This is a genomic window from Burkholderia sp. 10_S31 (genome assembly GCF_056930375.1).
Map to the genome: position 1 here is coordinate 1390678 of NZ_JBXOWK010000001.1, position 18121 is coordinate 1408798.

Below are 18121 nucleotides of genomic sequence, written 5' to 3' on the forward strand. Positions count from 1 at the left end.
ATGGCATTGCAATCGCTGGATATCAAGCGCGTCTCGGCCACCACGACGCCGCCGCCCACGGCGCGCGAACCGGTGACCGGGAGCGTCGCGAAGCTGATCGACGTATCGAAGTGCATCGGCTGCAAGGCGTGCCAGACGGCGTGCATGGAGTGGAACGACCTGCGCGACGAAGTCGGCACCAACGTCGGCGTGTACGACAATCCGGCCGACCTGACCGAGCACTCGTGGACGGTGATGCGGTTCTCCGAATACGAGAACCCGGCCGGCGACCTCGAATGGCTGATCCGCAAGGACGGCTGCATGCACTGCGAGGATCCGGGCTGCCTGAAGGCGTGTCCGTCGCCGGGCGCGATCGTGCAGTACAACAACGGGATCGTCGATTTCCACGAGGAGAACTGCATCGGTTGCGGCTACTGCGTGACCGGCTGTCCGTTCAACATCCCGCGGATCTCGAAGACGGATCATCGCGCGTACAAGTGCACGCTCTGTTCCGACCGTGTCGCGGTCGGTCAGGAACCGGCCTGCGTGAAGACCTGCCCGACCGGCGCGATCGTGTTCGGCACCAAGGAGGACATGAAGCAGCACGCGGCCGAGCGGATCGAGGACCTGAAGGAGCGCGGCTTCGAGCATGCGGGGCTGTACGACCCGCAGGGCGTCGGCGGCACGCACGTGATGTATGTGCTGCACCACGCGGATAAACCGTCGCTGTATCACGGGCTGCCCGACAATCCGTCGATCAGTCCGATGGTGAAGCTGTGGAAGGGGATCGCGAAACCGCTCGCGGTCGCCGGCCTCGCGCTGACCGCGCTGGCCGGGTTCTTCCACTACACGCGGGTCGGTCCGAACGAGGTCAGCGAGGACGAGGAAGCCGCCGCGCGCGACGAGGCGCGACGCATCAAGGAGGACGCGAAATGAAACACGACGACCCCAACCTGATCGTCCGCTACACGCCGAACGAGCGCACGAACCACTGGATCACCGCGATCACGTTCGTGCTGCTCGCGCTGTCCGGGCTCGCGCTGTTCCATCCGTCGATGTTCTGGCTCACCGCGCTGTTCGGCGGCGGCCAGTGGACGCGGATCCTGCATCCGTTCGTCGGCCTCGTGATGTTCGTGTCGTTCGCGATCCTGGTGGTGCGCTTCTGGCACCACAATACGCTCGACGCGGACGATCGGCAGTGGCTGAAGCAGATCGGCGACGTGCTGACCAACCAGGAAGACAAGCTGCCGCCCGTCGGCCGATATAACGCCGGACAGAAGCTGCTATTCTTCACGTTGGTGGCGTGCCTGCTGTTGCTCCTGCTGTCGGGAGTCGTGATCTGGCGGCGCTACTTCTCGTTCTACTTCCCGATCGGGGTGATCAGCGCGGCGGCCGTCGTGCATGCCGTGGCGGCCTTCGTGCTGATCGCGAGCATCATCGTGCACATTTACGCGGCGTTGTGGGTGAAGGGCTCGATCGGGGCGATGGTGCGCGGCACCGTCACGCTGGGCTGGGCCCGCAAGCATCACCCGAAGTGGTTCCGTGAAAGCGTGAAGTAACGCACCGGAGCGGGACGGTACGCCGATTGTTGCGTACCGTTCCGCCAACCGTCGGAATCGCCTGAAAAGCGCCGATCTGTCGGCGCTTGTTTTTTTTGGAAGACATTTTCGTGACACAACGCATTCTCGAACCGACCGAGATTTCGGCGCTCGATCATTCGGCCATTCCGCGCTTTCGCCTGCCGGAGCGCGCGACCGCGTTTGCCGCGCGCGCCGCGCGGCTGCGCAAGCTTGCCGACCTGAACCCGATCAGCGGCTACCTGCGGCTGATGGCCACCGTCGCCGATGCGCAGCACGCGACGCTGCAGACGCTGGAACTGCCGCTGCCGTCGAAGGAAGCGATCGCGCGCGCGCAGCAGCATTCGATGCCGCTCGTGCCGGCGCTCGACGGCGAGCGCAACCCGCAGTGGCGGGCCGTGCTGTACGAACTGCTCGACCGCGTCGAAGGCGCCGGTCTCGTCAATCCGTCGCTCGCGAAACTGCTCGACCGGCTGCGCCTGATGGCGCCCGCCGAACTCGACACGCAGGCCGATGCGATTCTCGGGCTGCGCTTTGCCGAGGTCGACCCGGCCACCGCGCCGTTCCTGATGGCTGCGCTGCAGGTCGTCTGGACCGATCTCGCGAGCCGCGTCGCGCCGGCCGACGTCCCGTATCTCGACCAGCCGGGGCTGTGCCCGGTGTGCGGCACGCATCCGGTCGCGAGCGTCGTGCGCGTCGGGGGCCAGTTCCAGGGCTACCGTTTCCTGCAGTGCGGGCTGTGCACGACCGAGTGGCACATGGTGCGCACGAAATGTTCGCACTGCGACTCGACCAAGGGCATCGCTTACCATGGGATCGAGGGCGGCAGCGAAGCCGTCAAGGCCGAGTCGTGCGACGAGTGCAAGACTTATCGCAAGATCGGCTATCAGGAGAAGGACTTCGAGTTCGAGCCGCTGGCGGACGACCTTGCGAGCCTCACGCTCGACCTGCTGATGAACGAAGCCGGCTACCAGCGCAGTTCGCCGAACCCGCTGCTATGGCCGGACATGACGCGCGAAGCGGATTGACGGCAGGCGGCCGGGGCCGGTGCGCGAGCGCCGGCGCCGGTTGTCGGCCGTGCTTGGAAATGGAGCCACCATTACGTGACCGAACCGGGTTTGAATGAACTGAATGCCGTCCTCGCGCGCGTGCCGTCGGTCGAGCGCGTGCTGTCGTCGGCACCGCTGCAACCGCTGCTCGCCGACTACGGCCGCACGCGCGTGCTGAATGCGGTGCGCGCGGAACTCGAACGCTGGCGCACCGCCGCGCAGCAGGATCCGTCGGCGGCCGAGCCGCTCGACGAACCGCGCATCGCGGCCGCCGTCGCCCGCACGCTGGCCGCGCGAAGCGCGAGCGCCGTGCGCGCGGTGTTCAACCTGACCGGCACCGTGCTGCACACCAATCTCGGGCGCGCGCTGTTGCCCGACGACGCGGTGCGCGCGGTGGTCGACGCGCTGACCCAACCCGTCAACCTCGAATTCGATCTCGCCACCGGCCGCCGCGGCGACCGCGACGACCTGATCGACGATCTGCTGTGCGAACTGACGGGCGCGGAAGCCGCGACCGTCGTCAACAACAATGCCGCGGCCGTGCTGCTGACGCTGTCGGCGCTGGCAACGAAGAAGGAAGTCGTCGTGTCGCGCGGCGAGCTGGTCGAGATCGGCGGCGCATTCCGCATTCCCGACATCATGAGCCGTGCGGGCGCGAAGCTGCGCGAAGTCGGGACGACCAACCGCACCCATTTGCGTGACTATGCGGACGCGATCGGCCCGCGCACCGCGCTGCTGATGAAGGTGCACTGCAGCAACTACGCGATCAGCGGCTTCACGAAGGAAGTGACGCTGACCGAACTTGCGCCGCTTGCCCGCGAGCACGGTCTGCCGGTGGCGGTCGATCTCGGCAGCGGCACGCTCGCCGACCTGTCGCAATGGGGGCTGCCGCACGAGGCGACCGTGCAGGAAACCGTCGCGGCCGGCGCGAACCTCGTCACGTTCAGCGGCGACAAGCTGCTCGGCGGGCCGCAGGCCGGCCTGATCGTCGGCGATCGCGCGCTCGTCGCGAAGATCAAGAAACATCCGCTCAAGCGTGCGCTGCGCGTCGGCAAGCTGACGCTCGCCGCGCTCGAACCCGTGCTGCGGCTCTACGAGGCACCGGAATTTCTGTGTGAGCGGCTCACGACGTTGCGGCTGCTGACGCGGCCGCAGCGCGACATCGCCGAGGCCGCCGAGCGCGTGGGTCCGGCGTTGCAGGCCGCGCTCGGCAGCGGCTTCGACGTGCGCGTCGAGCCGATGTTCAGCCAGATCGGCAGCGGCGCGCTGCCGGTCGACCAGTTGCCGAGCGCCGGGCTCGTCGTGCGTACGCCGGACGGCAAGCGCGGCGGTCGCGCGCTCGCGCAACTCGAAAAGCGACTGCGAGAATGGCCGCGCCCGGTGATCGGCCGCGTCGCCGACAATGCGCTGCGGCTCGACCTGCGCTGCCTCGAAGCAGCCGACGAAGCGGCATTCGTCGCGCAATGCGTGCAGATCGCGGGGCCCGCTGCATGATCGTCGGTACCGCAGGACATATCGATCACGGCAAGACGACGCTCGTGCGGGCGCTGACGGGCGTCGACACCGACCGGTTGAAGGAAGAGAAGGCGCGCGGCATCTCGATCGAGCTCGGCTATGCGTATACGCCGCTCGAGAACGGCGACGTGCTTGGCCTGATCGACGTGCCGGGCCACGAGAAGCTGATCCATACGATGGCGGCCGGCGCGTGCGGAATCGACTTCGCGCTGCTCGTGATCGCCGCCGACGACGGCGTGATGCCGCAGACCCGCGAGCATCTCGCGATCCTGCAGCTGCTCGGCGTCGCACATGGCGCGGTTGCGCTGACGAAGTGCGATCGCGTCGACGCCGCACGCCTGTCGGCCGTGCGCGACGAGATCGCCGCGTGGCTGCACGGCTCGACGCTCGATGGCGTGCCGATCTTCGAAACCTGCGCGACGCGCGCGGACGATCCGGGCGTCGTCGCATTGAAGCGTCACCTCGCCGACGCGGCACTCGCGTGGCGCGCGCGCCGCGACGACGGACTGTTCCGGCTCGCGGTCGATCGGGTGTTTACGCTCGCCGGGCAGGGCACCGTCGTGACAGGCACCGCATTCGCGGGCCGCGTCGCGACCGGCGACACGCTCGCGGTCGTGCGCACCGGCGGCGCGGCGCGCGTGCGCAGCATCCATGCGCAGAACCGGCCGGTGGATACCGGCCGTGCGGGCGAGCGCTGCGCGCTGAACCTGGCCGGCGTCGACAAGGCGGACGTCGAGCGTGGCGATACCGTCGCGGATGCGCGGCTCGTCGCGACGTCGCCGCGGCTCGACGTCGAACTGACGCTGCTGGCCGATGCGGGGCTCACGCTGACGCACTGGGCGCCGCTGCACGTGCATCTCGGCACGCTGCATCGCGTCGCACACGTTGCGCTGCTCGACGGCGATACGCTCGCGGCCGGCCAGAAGATGCGCGTGCAACTGGTGTTCGACGAACCCGTGTTCGCGCTGCCGGGCGATCGCTTCATCGTTCGCAATCCGCAGGCGACGCGCACCGTCGGCGGCGGCCGTGTACTGGACCCGTTCGGTCCCGCTCGCAAGCGTCGCACGCCCGCGCGCCGAGCATGGCTCGACGCGCTGGCGGCGTGGCTCGACGAAGGGCGGCTCGACGCGCTGCTCGCGCAGGCGCCGCTCGGTATCGCACGCGCGATGCTCACGCACCTGACCGGGTTTGCGCCCGACGCGCTCGCGTTGCCGGACGATGCGCTGGCGATCGGCCAGCGCGACGTCGCGTCGAACGAGGGCACGGTGATGGCGCGGGCGCACTGGCTTGCGCTGCAGGCACGCGCGATCGACACGCTGCGCGCGTATCACGAGCGCGTGCCGGACGAGCAGGGGCTCGACGCGGCGCGCCTGCGGCGGATGGCGGCGCCGCTCGTCGGCGATGCGCTGTGGCGTGCGCTCGTCGAAGCGCTGGTGGAAGGCGGCGAAGTCGCGCGAAGCGGGCCGTGGCTGCATCTGCCGTCGCATTCGGTGAGTTTCGATGCGCGCGAGGAAGCGCTGGCGCAGCAACTGCTGCCGCTGATTCATGCGGGGCGCTTCGATCCGCCGTGGGTTCGCGATCTGGCGCGCGACACGGGCGCGGCCGAGGAGGCCGTACGCACGCTGCTGCGCAAGCTCGCACGGCGCGGCGACGTGCATCAGATCGTGCGCGACCTGTTCTATCACGCGGATATCGTGCGCGAGCTGGCCGGGCTGGTGGCGCATCTCGCGCCGACACGCGGCGGCGGGCTCGATGCGGCGACGTTTCGCGACGCGACCGGGCTTGGCCGCAAGCGGGCGATCCAGATTCTCGAGTTCTTCGACCGGGTTGGGTATACTCGCTTCCACCGCGATCTTCACTTCCTGCGGCCTGACAGCGGTTGGGTGGGTATTCAGGCGTAGGCGCTTGTTGTTCTTCCCGCTCTTTTGGTTCTTTTCCCACGGAAGGCATTCGTATCCGGTGGTACGGCTGGACTTCAAATCCAGTTGGGGGTGTCAGACACTCCCGGGTCGGTTCGACTCCGGCTGCCTTCCGCCATGCCGGGCTTCCGCGGCGTTCCTTGAGCTTCCTCTGAAAGTCCGCAAGCCCATGATTTTGCGGGGTTTTGTGGGTAACGGCATGCTTGCGACGTCCGGCCGCGTCCCCCACAATTTCCTCACGAAACATGGGTAGCGACATGGGTTTTGTGGGTAGGAAAGGAGGGCGGCATGGCAGGACGACAATTGCATCGGCTTAGCGCGCTGCGGGTCGCGAAAGAGGTAACGCCGGGCCATTACTCGGATGGCGGTGGTCTCTATATGCAGATCGCGGACAGCGGTGCGCGCTCGTGGGTGTTCCGGTTCAAGCTGAACGGCCGTGTGCGTGAGATGGGCCTTGGTCCGCTCTCACGTGTTTCTCTGGGCGAGGCACGGAAACTGGCCGTCGGATATCGTGACATGGTCAGAGATCTGATCGATCCCATCTTTGCCCGACGCGAGCAGCAGCGCAGACAGTTGCTCGATATATCGCCGGACGCCAACGTAACGTTTCGTGAAGCAACGGAGGCGTTTATCCGCGCGCACGAACCCCAGTGGCGAAATAACAAGCATGTCCAGCAGTGGGGGAACACGCTCAAAACGTATGCGTATCCGGTGATCGGTGAAGTCCGGGTGCGCGATATCGACACGGCGATGATCGTACGGATCCTTCAGCCGATCTGGACAAAAAAGGCGGAGACGGCGCGGCGTGTGCGCGGCCGCATCAAGGCGATCCTCGACGCAGAGACGGTGTTGGGTCATCGCATCGGCAGCAATCCCGCACGGTACGCGGACCATCTGCAACTGGTGTTGCCGCGCTCGAAGAAACGCTCACAAGTAAAGCATCATCCAGCCCTGCCTTGGGAAGACCTCCCGGCGTTTGTCCGTGAACTGGAGCTTCGTCCGCGGCGCGCGGCGCGGGTGCTGCACCTGCTTATCCTCACGGCGACTCGTACGAATGAGGTACGTTTCGCACGGGTTGATGAGTTTGATCTCGGCAGTCGTGTCTGGACTATTCCGGGCGATCGCACGAAAAGCGGTCGATCACTGCGTGTGCCCCTTTGTACGCAAGCCGTCGAGATCGTACGCAGTGCGCTGCCGAAGGCAAAGTATGGATATTTGTTTCCCGGCTGCACGGAAGGGCGCCCTTTGTCGAACATGGCGATGCTGTCCCTGCTGAAACGCATGTCGTATTCCGGCATCACTGTGCACGGTTTCCGGTCGACTTTTCGTGACTGGGTCGCCGAATGTACCGACTATCCGGATTCTTTGGCAGAGGAAGCCTTGGCACACGTCATTGCGTCGCAGACGATAGCGGCTTATCGGCGTCGCGATCAGCTTGAAAGGCGGCGGCTCATGATGGAAGACTGGGGCACGTATTGTTCAAGTGGACGCATGGTTGAAGAGCCAATGGCGCCGGCTATGCCGCAAACGTTCGCTGCCTAAATCGACGCTGCTTCCGTTGTGGAAACGGTGCTGCGGGCCGAGTGGGTTCGCACGTGCCCGATATCGCGAGTGCGAGGCTGTGTGACAGGTATGTCGCTTGGTCCTGATGCAATGCAGCCCGAATTCATCGACATCTGGCGGTATCGCTGCGATGTGTGAAATAGAGTCGCCGTCGAAACGAACGACATGGATGCCGAAGGACAGCGGGGCGTCGTCAACATCGCGGCAGCTAAGGCGGATCGGAATCGCCTGGGCCGGCACGGCTTGGTACAGATTCAATGGACCTGCAGCATGCAACTGCAGGCCCAGAGAGTGTCCGTTGGGCGACGATCGCTATGCTGCGATGATCACTCGGCGATCAAGAAGCGATCACGTTTCTTGCCCTTGATCCATGACGGTTCGCGGCCACGCCCGCTCCACGTCTTGCCCGTTTTCGGATCCTGATACTTCGGCGTCGCGGGTTGACTGCCATTCGCGCTACGTGCACGCTTGCGGCCGAAGACCTGTTCCGGCGTGAGACCATACTCTTGAATACGGGCGCGAACTTCTTCGAGCACGGTCTCCAGTTCGGCCTGCCTAGCTTCTTCCGCTTGCACGAGCAGTGCATCAGCCTTGGCTTTCAATTCTTGATAGGTGGCCATTCTTCACTCCACGTGGTTAAAAGAAACAGTATTGAAATGGTCGCTTCGAAGAGTCCGATTCGGCGCGACACATCGGGTCTGCGACATGTCATTGTCGGCAGCGCAATCGGAACGGTTGCGCGATTTTCTCATCGTTTGGACCAGGAGTCGATCATTTATCGCCTCCGAGGCCGCGAATTTGGTTGTGAATCGAAGCCGTACATCGGACTATCGCGTTTGGGTATGCAAATTGCCGTCGATCATCATCGAATTGTCTGGTGGTTGCACGTCGGGCACCACGTACAGTCGACCGCTCTGATCCGCCAGGGCACGGGGTGTCGATATTGGATTGCGTCGGCGGCACAATGAGGATACCTATTTTATGATCGAGAAGGTCTACCAAAGCGCAAAACTTCAGACAAGCTGCGTTATTTTTTTGAGGACGCGCGTGATCTCGTGTAACTGACAGACCAAGTCTGCGCCGATGTTGTGGTTCGATGTTTCGTGTTTTTGATAGAGCTCAAACTAGGCAGACGCGCTGATTGCTGATTGGTGTCCCCCCAATCTTCACAGTTGACACTGCTGCGTGAAGGAACGAAAAAAGACGCACCGATTTCGGCCGGTGCGATTGGTCCAGTCAGATCGGTGCATCGGTGGTTCGATTTCTCGCGGTGTGTGGAGTACATATCGCCACGTTCGAGGCGAGGTCTGCTATGGAGCAACGCGATAGTGTTTGGCGATCTATTGATTCAAACGCATGCTTGGCGCCAGCCTGCGATTGCGAGGCTTTGAAGATTCGTTTGCAACGCGCCGAAGCGCAGATTCGTCGTCTCACAAGATGTATTCAACTGAAGGACGAGAAGCTGAGTGAGCTTGGCAAGGCTCTGGCGAACTCGGCGACCGCGCACTATTGCGTTGAAGAGCGATTGCAGCGTGAACTCGATGCGCTACGGATCGATCTGCCGGCCGACATGCCGAGCGAGCACTATGGTCCTGCTGATGGAGACTCAATGGGAGGCGGTGTCGTCGTTCGGCTGCCTTACCTGACCGTGATCCTCTCAGTGTTGTTCGACGCGATGCACGTGTTCTGGGCGGACTGCGATGACGGCCGCCTGCCAAAATCTTCGACGGTCGCTCATGCCATTGACGAACGTCTCGGACTGCGCGCACAGGCAAGCGGCGAAGGTTCGCGCACCGGTCAGGCCTACGCATCCGCCATCCGGCCAGATTGGGTAAAGGATGCGGATAATCGGCATCACCGTCGGCGATCCGCATCTTAGTCGTGGTCTTGGCTGCCGAGTGCCAATCTCGGCGGAGCGCGACGACCCCTACGGGAAAGAACGGCTATCGCATGTCTGTTGAGCAACGACTAGTGCATGGCCGCGTCCTCAGCGAGCCCGGAACATTCGGTGTGAGCGACTGATGCCATGTGATTGACGATCGGAGGGTGTCCAGGTTGGCTCCAAGGCTGGCGAACGTGTCGGGGGTGAGATCAATCGCACAGGTCAGGAACGGAGCGGTAGCTGTGTCCTGGTGCGGTCCAATATATTGCAGATCAAGGCCAAAGCGGCGGTACAGTCGTGCAATGGCGTGGGTGACGACACCGATGATGCGATTCGCGCCGAGCGATGCAGCGACGGCCATGACATAGGGAAAGAGTTGCATTCCCGGGGCGGCGAACCGCGATAGTTCCCATACGGTGGGGGAGGAGGGAAGGTCGAGGTTCGACGTTCGAGGAAGCAGTTCTCGGAGCAGGTACGGAGCGGTAGTTGGTATGAGGCGTGCGCAACCACATATCTGTCGTTCGGAAGTGAGTGCAACAATCTGAATGGTGTTTTCGCCATCGAAGTGATCCCACTCGATGGTTTCATTTTCCTTAATATCGGGCAACGGCCAGCCGAGGCGGCGGACGAACACGTCATATCGGAACGTGCCGAGTCCTTCGCGAAGCTCAAGTGGCAAGTCGATTAATCTACCGGCGATAATGAGTGGCATTTGCGTTCTCCATCGCTTATTGATGGGCGCCACCCTATCAAGTCAGAGCGACAGCTGGAACTAGTTAGGTAGGGAGGAGGGCCAAAATGAATATTGGCCGCGTATTATCAGTGCAAGATTGAAGATCTCCAGCTGATCCAGAATTATTCAATATATGGGATTTGAGAGATCTGTGGGCGTGGTTAAATCACCCCGGTAGCATGCCCGCTCATTCTTCGGGAAATTTTTTGTCTGAAATAAGGGGGTAATCAAGCAGGCCGTAATGGGCGGAAATGACAGCGGCTGCTATTCTGCTATTTACGTTCAGGACCTTCATTGCTTCAGCGATATGGTATTCGACTGTATGGCGGGATACTCCAAGAATCAGGGAGATGTCCGGCGATGTCTTTCCTTGTGCGACCCATGTAAGGCACTCACGCTGACGTGGAGATAGCTCAACGAGTACCTTCGGGCGGGGAGGGGCGAACCGATCCAGCTCCAAACGAAATAGAGTGCTGATTACGCTCGCGAGCCGCCGGCTCGTCTCTGCATTGATAGGGGATGACTGGCCTGACAGATTGATGAGCAAAACACTGCCTCCGATCTCGCGAATTGGAATACTAAGCCCATTTTTGAGCCCGGCGTCGCATGCTTCCACCAGCACATGTCGTTCAGCGTGGTTCAAGTCGGTAATATCACCCCAGCGATAAGGTCCGGAAGAAGTAAAAGCGGCTCGATGTACGGGATCGACAAGGCCGTAGTTGTGCTGTAGATAGTGCTGCACCCAGTTATTGGGATAATGCGAGCAGATTGCCTCCATAGACATGGTGGGTCGAGAGCGAACGCAAGTCAGGGAGATCCGGGTGACGGCGTAACATCGAAAACCCAATGGAAGAACTGCATTGCCAAGTAAGTCAGAAAGCGAAGAAATATCCTTTGCATCAGTAAAGAGAGACAGGATTGGCGCCATTCGGGTGGCTAATGTGACATTCCACGGTGGTGGCTTGGACGCTTTTTTGTTTGTGCGATGTCGAAATCGCGTTCTCATGGCTCCTACCTCGCTTATTGCCTAGTGCATTCAAGAGAAATGCTGGAGCAGGGCGTTCGCACTCTGGCAGCGACTCGGGTAAACAGTATGGTAGAGGGGCGCTGAATGACCGAGCACCCGCAATGCTATGGCGGACGCCGAAGGTTACGTCGTGATGGACGTTGGGCGCGTAGCTAATGTGGATTTTAATGGACGGTATCAAAACGTCATCTAATAGTTTGTAATAATGCAATACGCGTTTTATTCTTAAAGTCCCTGTCAGGAACAGGGGCGATATCGCGACGTATTTCGCGATCACGTACCGCGCCATCGGCGAAATTTCCTGAATTCGACGATCCTGTTAGCGAATGAAGAGCGCTGCTGCGGAAAATCCTCCCACTCCACGGGCGCATAGTAGGAAAGGCTTACCGGGAACCAGATCATCGCAGTCGGCGAGATTGATGAATGGGTCGCTGACCGTCACATGCGCGACGCGGGCAAAGTTCTCGGTAAACAGGCATCGTGCCGGAAGACCAAGCGATGCGACAATTCGGCGCCAGGTTGGCAAATCCAGATGGGAAGGCAAGATGCGCTGAATCTCGGCCAGTGGCACATTTGCTTCGGCGCTCGTTTGCGTCGCGAGTCGACGCGCCGCAAAGAAGTACTGAGCTGCGAAACGCGATTCATCTTCTTCGAGTGTGCCACGCCAACCTTCTCCACTCGCGTGAAATGCCAGCGAGACCAATCGATTGACAGAAGCATCGCGTTCGACGAGCACAGCACATGCGCCGTCGCTGAGCAATCCGGCCCCGGCTATTGGCCGGTCGCTTGGGAGGGGCATGACGTCGGCGCCGACCAGCACGGCGCGGTTGATGGCCGGACGGGCGGCAAACATCGCGCGAATGATCCGTAACGCGCCCAGTGATGAGGCGCAATGCTGTTGCGCGAACGAGAATGCCTCCCCCCGGTGGAAATTAAAGTGTTCGCATAGCAGGCGTGGCAAAGACAGCGGCGGTGGGGCTACGCTGCCCTGAAGCGTGTGCACGTAGACGAGAAAGTCGATCGTGTCAGGCGCAAGCTGGGTCGAATGAATGAGCGATTTGATGGCATTAGCGGCTAGAGAAAGGGCAGTCTGTCCCCGGGCGTCATAGAACGAGCACACCCCCGCTTGTTCGAGGCGTTTGATGGTCTCGGCGGACTGTTTCGTTCGTTGGCCCCAGCTGCGAACGTCATCGACCGGCTCAGGCAGGTAGTAAGCGGTATGGACGATTCCGATGGATACGCTCATGGCGGGTTGAGGTATACGAGCGGCCTGCCATGTGATTCGAACAATGCGCAACCGACGAAGCCGCCTAGGCCGACGCCCCACGTCAGGATTCGCTCGCCCACTGGCAAGTCGTGAGATTCGAGTACGTTGGCGAGCTGCACGATAGGTTCGGCTGCGCCTAGATTGGCGCGACGGCAGTCGGAAAATTCAATGAGACGGCGACCGAGATGTCGACAAATAGCTTCATCAAGTTGCGGATCTATTCCTGCTCCTACGACGGTGCCAACGTCGTTGGGTCGAAGCGCGTGTCGGAGCAGTATCGCGTCGATCGTCGATCGCAGCGCTCGAACCCAATCTGTGCGGATATCTTGGCTTGAAAGCGAGGCAGGTGTCGCGAGCCGGTGGAGGCGGCTGGCGCGAGCGTCGATCACCATCAGTCCGCAAGACGCAGGTCCGGAGCGCTCCACCAGGATGGCGCCGGTTGCATCGCCCTGCACGATTCCCTGATCGGTCCATCGCGAAAATGGCGAACACCACTTTTCTGCAGCGACGATCAAGATGGTGCGGATTTCGGGCTCCGCGATCAGCAGATCGCTGGCCAGCTGCAGCGCCGTGAACGTGGAGGCTCCCTGCTGTTGGGAGACGGCGAACGGGAAGCACGGCGCGCCGATCACTGCGCGCAAGCGTCCAGCAGTCGTTGTGGATACATGCTCGTTGAGGCTACTGTGGCAGAACATGGCAATATCGATCGGCGCAGCATCGGCTGGCCGCGCCGCACATATTGGCTGTGCCACTTTCGCGGCGAGCCCGGATAGATCGGTATCGCGCTCAACCGGCACACAACGAATTTCGTCCGCCGCTGTGTTAACTGCCGCGCTTCTGGTTTCAGCCGCGTTCTTTGTGGAGTGGGGGGCGTAATCGGCTTGCCACGACGCGACCCAAGCGTGCCAACCGGACCGTTTCGGAGCACCACGCGTTGGCTCGGTTCCGCACCCACGAGGCATCGCGACTGTGCGCGGCACATAGCTGGCAAGTGCCGTGATCACGGGTGTATTCATAGTGCGCGTGGTAGCGTGAGGTCCTCCGGCAGCAGGTCATAAAGGAGCCGCCCGACGCGCGTGCCATCGACGAGATGACAGTCTCGTTGCAGTCCGATCAGACGAAATCCCAAGCGCGCGAGCAGACGTTGCGACGGAACATTGCAGTCGACAGCCCACGCAGAGATGCACCGCAGCCGATCACGGACGAATGCTTCCTGAAGGAGGTATGCCGCGGCGTTGTAGGCCATATTGACGCGGATTGGCCGCATCCGATCGCGAAGGATCCAGAATGAGCCCGTCGCGAAGCGATGCGTGACATCACTGACGGCGACCACCCCGCTGGGCACGGTATAGCCAGCCGAACCGAATACGCGTATTCGATGCTGTCTGCTATGGACCATCGCTTGCACCGCCAATGCGGGCAGGGCTTGTCGGCCGAGCCCGAAGTCGAACCACCGACTGATGGTCGGCTGGGCGAGCCAGGCGACGATGTCGTCGACGTCATTCTGCCCCGGTTCGCGCAACCAGCAAGTGGAGGAGGTTGCGTGCGATGCAGTGTTGTCCATTGAGGACTGGAGCGTGCCATCCGTAGGGGCGCAGCAATTCATGCGTCGATCTCCCGATTCGCCATTTGCGGTTCCGAGAGCCAGCCGAGCGCTGTATCGATGCGCAGCAGTAGTTGTGCAATCCAATGGCTGGTCTGGAAGCGGGCTGCCGGCGGGAGACCTTCAACATAGCCGTGGCCGCCGCAAAGCTGCACGAATTCACGACTGACGTTGACCGACTCGGCCGCGACGTGTCGCAGTAACTGACGGACCAGCAAGACCGGCCGCGACGGGCGGGCTGCACTAACAGCTTGCAGAAAAAGATGGGTGCCATGGGCGGCGATCAGCATGTCGGATAATCGCGCCGCTACGAGTTGATGGTTTGCCAACGGCTTTCGGAACGCTTGCCGAGTCGCCGCGTAATCGAACGCGAACCGGATGCTATGTTGCATGGCGCCCGTCAAGAGCGCAGCGAGATAGAGGCCGATTTCCGTCAGGTACGTTTGCGTGGGAGGAGCGCCATCGCTGCCGGCTCGCGCAATCACGGCAAGCGGCGTTTCGGCCGCGGCCTCGTCAGAATGCAATTGCTCCAACACGAGGGCGCCGAGCGTGGCGATGCCTGTCGATCTCGAAGATCGCTGATCACGGGAGCGCTCGGTGAGGAGGAGTCGCTGCTTGTCATCTATCCGCATGGTGAGGGTCGCCGCGCCGCCCAGTGGACCAAGTCGCCAAAGTGTTGCGTTGTCGATGCCGGGCACGGACAACGCGATCGCTGTTGTGCCATCGAAATACGCCTGAACAGGCCGAGCCAGAAGCGGAACGAGCGCATTGTGCGTCCGGAGCACCATGAGCGCGGGTGCGGTCAGCGTCAACTCCAACGCACGCTCGAGCGGTCCAGCGGCGAGCGCTTCGACAACAAGTGCCAGACCGTGAAGGTCGATTTCCAGACCGCCGTGTTCCTCAGGTAGGACCATTGTTGCAAGGTCAAGTGTTGCGGCTGCGAGTCTGACAGTTTCTTGCCATGCTGCTACGCTGGGTGAACCGGTAAGCAAGGGCTCCAGTCGGTCGCGCGCGAAGCGTTGGCTCGCGGTATAGAGGTTGCGTTGATCATCGGTCAGTGCCCATGGTGCCGGGGCCGGCCCCGACGGGAAGGAATCAGGTGAGAACATCACAATCCTCCACAAAGAACGAGGGTGGTCAGACGAGCATCTCGATCGCATCTGGGTGGCCGAGAAAGTCCCTAGGGCTAGCCGAGCGTCCATACGCACCCGATTGGAAGACGACCACAAAGTCCCCAATGCGTGCTTCGGGAAGCAGCACGTCATCGGCGATCCGGTCGAGCGGCGTGCATAGGCACCCGACGATGTGGCAACGCTCCGTAGGGGCTTGTGTCTGGCGATTCCCGATCGCGACCGGAAAATTGCGGCGCAGGATCTGCCCGAAGTTCCCGGATGCAGCCAGGTGGTGGTGCAGGCCGCCATCGGTGATCAGGAACGTTCGGTCTCGGGATACCTTGCGATCGATGACGCGGCACACATAGATGCCGGCTTCCCCGACCAAATATCGTCCGAGTTCCAGGACCGTGCGTGTGTCCGGCAAACGACCGCGGAATACGCCGAGCCAATCGTGCATGGCATCGGCGACCGCGGCGAGGTCAAGTGGTGTTTCCCCCGCGAAATAGGGGATGCCGAAGCCGCCTCCGAAGTTCACGTATTGCGGAGCGAGCGACAGGCCAGCGGCCAATCTCACGACGAGATCTGCGCTTTTCCGTTGAGCCTCGATGACGGTCGGGGCGTGCAGACACTGGGATCCCCAAAAAATGTGAAAACCGGCCAACGTCACTTCTCTAGCATCGAGCTCGCGCAGTAGCTCAGGCACCTGCTCCGCATCGAGCCCAAAAGGGGTGGCCCCGCCACCCATGCGCATGCCGCTGTGATCGACGTGGAAGTCCGGGTTGACTCGTATGGCGACCTTCGGCTGCACACCGAGCTCCCAGCCGAGTGCTGTCACGAGGTGCAACTGGGTGACCGATTCGAGGTGAATGTTGACACCACTCGCGACGGCGCGACGCAATTCGTCGCGGCTCTTGCCTGGGCCGGCGAAGCCAATCAGTTCTGCGGGCATGCCCGCATCTAGCGCAAGTGCCATCTCGTTGGCCGATGCCACGTCGAACCCGTCCATCTGTGGCGCGAGGTGATGGACGACCGCGGCCATCGGGTTGGCCTTGATCGAGTAATGTAGGTCGATACCGGCTGGCAGCGTATCGCGCAGCGTGCATACTCGCTCGTCGAGCGTTGCGCGATCATAGGCGAAGAACGGTGTGCGCCCTGCGCGGTCGGCCAAGCGATTGATCTCGACGCCGCCGACGGTGAGGACGCCGTTGTGCTCCCCAAACAGCCCGTTCACGACTGCCTCACTTCGGAGGCGGCGTCAGGGCTCGAGAAGGCGGCGCGCAATACGGCCCGATCGAATTTCCCGTTGGGGTTGCGGGGAACCGTCTCGCGAACCACGATGCGATGCGGCACCATGTAGCGTGGCAGATGCTCCGCACACCAGACCTGAAGCGTTTGAGCGTCGAAACCCGTGGCGGCCGGCACGACCAACAAGACGACGGCTTCGCCGAGTTCATCGTCAGCGATGCCGAAGGCAACCGCTTCCGTGACAAGGCCACTGTCATGAACGACTTCTTCGATCTCTTCAGGGCTAATTCGATAACCGGAGCTCTTGATTTGCGCGTCGTTGCGCGCGACGAAGTACACGAATCCTTCTGCATCTCTCCGTACCAGATCGCCTGACCAGACCGCACGATCTCGTGGCGCGCCGCCCGGTTTCAGTTCGGGCGAAGGTCGATAGCGCTGGGCTGTGCGCGTCGCGTCGTTCCAATAACCGAGCGTGACGCAGGCTCCGATATGGACCAGTTCTCCGGTTTCGTCGGGTCCACAAGGCAAGCCGTCATCGCGCACGACCAGAATCCGGGCGTTAGGGACGGCTTTTCCGATTGAATCAGGGCGGTGGTCCACCTCTGAGGGATCGAGAAAAGTTGAGCGAAATGCCTCGGTCAGGCCATACATCAAATAGGGTTTGGCCTGTGGAAACAATGCCCTGAGTTGCTGCAAGACAGGCACCGGAAGCCTGCCGCCGGTATTCGCGAAGTAGCGCAATGTCCGGCGTGCCGGCTCGGGCCAAGCCGCACGGACCAGTTGCATCCATAAGGGCGGCACGCCCGTGATTGCTGTAATACGTTCGCTCGCGCAGGCATCGATGACGTCTTGCGGCGCAAGATAGTTGATGAGCACGGCAGTGGCCCCCACGGCCCAGGTGGATGTGAGCTGACTCAGGCCAGCATCGAAACTGAGCGGCAGGGCGGCGAGGATTCGATCGGATGAGGCGTGGTTCAGATAATGGGCAACGCTCCAGGCACCCTCGAGCAGGTTTCGGTGGCTTAGCATCACACCTTTTGGCAGCCCGGTCGAGCCTGACGTGTACAGGATGGCGGCCAGATCCGTGTCGACATTGGCCCATGCCGGTGAGTGCAGTGGCTTTTCACTATCGCGTTCCGTGCAATTTCCGCTTGCGGACTCGGGCCAGCTTTGAACGTGGGTTGTTGTTCGGAGATGTCGGCTCGCGGAGCCGGCATCGTCCACGATGATTGTGTTGGAAACGCCGGTAAGACCATGTTCGTCAAGGACCCGCGCACGCAGCGCGCTGGTAATCAGGCAATCGGCACCGGAGTCGAGCAGGATGTGAGCGACCTGTTGGGGTTTGAGGAGCGGATTGATCGGAACGAACACGCATTGCGCGGCAGCTGCACCAAGCATCGACACGACGGTTTCGACACGTTTGTCCAGATAGATCGCAATGCGCGCGCTGGCCGTGAATCCAAGCGCGTAGAGCGCATTGCCCATGCCTCGCGCGCGGTGAACCAGGTCCTGATAGGTTACTCGTGCGGAACCGCAGACGAGAGCTTCCGCGTCTGGTGTGCGGTTTGCAGCGGCTTGCACGAGGTCGAGGACGTTTCTCATGATGGTATCCGGATCGAATGTCGAGCGTTGAAAGGAAATCGTTCA

Annotated in this window: 16 protein-coding genes and 1 tRNA gene; 8 read left to right on the plus strand and 9 right to left on the minus strand. The window is 62.0% G+C overall.

All coding sequences use genetic code 11. The features are described 5' to 3' along the window. From fdxH to AC1Z3W_RS06330, 7 genes are all read left to right on the plus strand, one after another. Window positions 1-915 carry a formate dehydrogenase subunit beta gene (fdxH, locus tag AC1Z3W_RS06300; protein WP_057923914.1) on the plus strand — a complete coding sequence of 305 codons (915 nt, stop codon included), beginning with the start codon at window positions 1-3 and terminating at the stop codon, window positions 913-915. Then, window positions 912-1538 (plus strand): formate dehydrogenase subunit gamma, encoded by a 627-nt coding sequence (locus AC1Z3W_RS06305; RefSeq protein ID WP_483507268.1) that lies wholly within the window; start codon window positions 912-914, stop codon window positions 1536-1538. The genes fdxH and AC1Z3W_RS06305 overlap by 4 nt, the downstream gene beginning before the upstream one ends. 110 nt (window positions 1539-1648) lie before the next feature. Beyond that, entirely contained in the window at window positions 1649-2584 is a 936-nt protein-coding gene (gene fdhE, locus AC1Z3W_RS06310) for a formate dehydrogenase accessory protein FdhE (protein WP_173938472.1), read from the plus strand. Window positions 2585-2659: 75 nt separating this feature from the next. Continuing rightward, the gene (gene selA, locus AC1Z3W_RS06315; RefSeq protein WP_124832378.1) at window positions 2660-4099 is read left to right on the plus strand and encodes an L-seryl-tRNA(Sec) selenium transferase; all 1440 of its coding nucleotides are present in this window, start codon (window positions 2660-2662) and stop codon (window positions 4097-4099) included. Continuing rightward, entirely contained in the window at window positions 4096-6021 is a 1926-nt protein-coding gene (selB, locus tag AC1Z3W_RS06320) for a selenocysteine-specific translation elongation factor (protein WP_175824453.1), read from the plus strand. Before selA ends, selB begins: the two co-directional genes overlap by 4 nt. 40 nt (window positions 6022-6061) lie before the next feature. After that, window positions 6062-6157: transfer RNA gene (locus AC1Z3W_RS06325), tRNA-Sec, on the plus strand. Between the two features lie 170 nt (window positions 6158-6327). Next, window positions 6328-7581, plus strand: coding sequence for a tyrosine-type recombinase/integrase (locus tag AC1Z3W_RS06330; protein WP_310635073.1), 1254 nt, complete (start codon window positions 6328-6330; stop codon window positions 7579-7581). A gap of 347 nt (window positions 7582-7928) precedes the next feature. On the opposite strand, the gene AC1Z3W_RS06335 is transcribed toward AC1Z3W_RS06330, so the two are convergent. Next, entirely contained in the window at window positions 7929-8222 is a 294-nt protein-coding gene (locus AC1Z3W_RS06335) for an H-NS histone family protein (protein WP_310635074.1), read from the minus strand. A 692-nt stretch (window positions 8223-8914) separates the two neighbouring features. Between AC1Z3W_RS06335 and AC1Z3W_RS06340 the strand changes: the two genes are divergently transcribed. Further along, window positions 8915-9481 (plus strand): hypothetical protein, encoded by a 567-nt coding sequence (locus AC1Z3W_RS06340; RefSeq protein WP_483507269.1) that lies wholly within the window; start codon window positions 8915-8917, stop codon window positions 9479-9481. Window positions 9482-9545: 64 nt separating this feature from the next. Here AC1Z3W_RS06340 and AC1Z3W_RS06345 read toward each other — a convergent pair whose 3' ends face one another. The 8 genes from AC1Z3W_RS06345 to AC1Z3W_RS06380 all read right to left on the minus strand — a co-directional run bounded on the left by AC1Z3W_RS06345 (window position 9546) and on the right by AC1Z3W_RS06380 (window position 18076). After that, window positions 9546-10196, minus strand: coding sequence for an acyl-homoserine-lactone synthase (locus AC1Z3W_RS06345; RefSeq protein WP_483507270.1), 651 nt, complete (start codon window positions 10194-10196; stop codon window positions 9546-9548). Window positions 10197-10404: 208 nt separating this feature from the next. Then, entirely contained in the window at window positions 10405-11223 is an 819-nt protein-coding gene (locus tag AC1Z3W_RS06350; protein ID WP_483507271.1) for a LuxR family transcriptional regulator, read from the minus strand. A 340-nt stretch (window positions 11224-11563) separates the two neighbouring features. Next, window positions 11564-12490: a 3-oxoacyl-ACP synthase gene (locus tag AC1Z3W_RS06355; protein ID WP_483507272.1), complete on the minus strand. Its 927-nt coding sequence runs from the start codon at window positions 12488-12490 to the stop codon at window positions 11564-11566. Beyond that, a complete protein-coding gene (locus AC1Z3W_RS06360; protein WP_483507273.1) occupies window positions 12487-13308 on the minus strand; it encodes a 3-oxoacyl-ACP synthase in 822 nt (273 codons plus the stop codon). Before AC1Z3W_RS06360 ends, AC1Z3W_RS06355 begins: the two co-directional genes overlap by 4 nt. A gap of 215 nt (window positions 13309-13523) precedes the next feature. After that, window positions 13524-14075 (minus strand): GNAT family N-acetyltransferase, encoded by a 552-nt coding sequence (locus tag AC1Z3W_RS06365; RefSeq protein WP_483507274.1) that lies wholly within the window; start codon window positions 14073-14075, stop codon window positions 13524-13526. Between the two features lie 38 nt (window positions 14076-14113). Next, window positions 14114-15223 (minus strand): acyl-CoA dehydrogenase family protein, encoded by a 1110-nt coding sequence (locus tag AC1Z3W_RS06370; protein WP_483507275.1) that lies wholly within the window; start codon window positions 15221-15223, stop codon window positions 14114-14116. 28 nt (window positions 15224-15251) lie between these two features. Beyond that, a complete protein-coding gene (locus AC1Z3W_RS06375) occupies window positions 15252-16460 on the minus strand; it encodes a pyridoxal-dependent decarboxylase, exosortase A system-associated (protein WP_483507276.1) in 1209 nt (402 codons plus the stop codon). Next, window positions 16457-18076, minus strand: coding sequence for an acyl-CoA ligase (AMP-forming), exosortase A system-associated (locus AC1Z3W_RS06380; protein WP_483507277.1), 1620 nt, complete (start codon window positions 18074-18076; stop codon window positions 16457-16459). Before AC1Z3W_RS06380 ends, AC1Z3W_RS06375 begins: the two co-directional genes overlap by 4 nt. Window positions 18077-18121 lie beyond the last annotated feature (45 nt).

Coding starts and splice junctions, on each gene's coding strand:
- fdxH (WP_057923914.1), top strand. CDS start 1: ATGGCATTGCAATCGCTGGATATCAAGCGCGTCTCGGCCACCACGACG.
- AC1Z3W_RS06305 (WP_483507268.1), top strand. CDS start 912: ATGAAACACGACGACCCCAACCTGATCGTCCGCTACACGCCGAACGAG.
- selB (WP_175824453.1), top strand. CDS start 4,096: ATGATCGTCGGTACCGCAGGACATATCGATCACGGCAAGACGACGCTC.
- AC1Z3W_RS06330 (WP_310635073.1), top strand. CDS start 6,328: ATGGCAGGACGACAATTGCATCGGCTTAGCGCGCTGCGGGTCGCGAAA.
- AC1Z3W_RS06335 (WP_310635074.1), bottom strand. CDS start 8,222: ATGGCCACCTATCAAGAATTGAAAGCCAAGGCTGATGCACTGCTCGTG.
- AC1Z3W_RS06340 (WP_483507269.1), top strand. CDS start 8,915: ATGGAGCAACGCGATAGTGTTTGGCGATCTATTGATTCAAACGCATGC.
- AC1Z3W_RS06345 (WP_483507270.1), bottom strand. CDS start 10,196: ATGCCACTCATTATCGCCGGTAGATTAATCGACTTGCCACTTGAGCTT.
- AC1Z3W_RS06350 (WP_483507271.1), bottom strand. CDS start 11,223: ATGAGAACGCGATTTCGACATCGCACAAACAAAAAAGCGTCCAAGCCA.
- AC1Z3W_RS06355 (WP_483507272.1), bottom strand. CDS start 12,490: ATGAGCGTATCCATCGGAATCGTCCATACCGCTTACTACCTGCCTGAG.
- AC1Z3W_RS06365 (WP_483507274.1), bottom strand. CDS start 14,075: ATGGACAACACTGCATCGCACGCAACCTCCTCCACTTGCTGGTTGCGC.
- AC1Z3W_RS06370 (WP_483507275.1), bottom strand. CDS start 15,223: ATGTTCTCACCTGATTCCTTCCCGTCGGGGCCGGCCCCGGCACCATGG.
- AC1Z3W_RS06380 (WP_483507277.1), bottom strand. CDS start 18,076: ATGAGAAACGTCCTCGACCTCGTGCAAGCCGCTGCAAACCGCACACCA.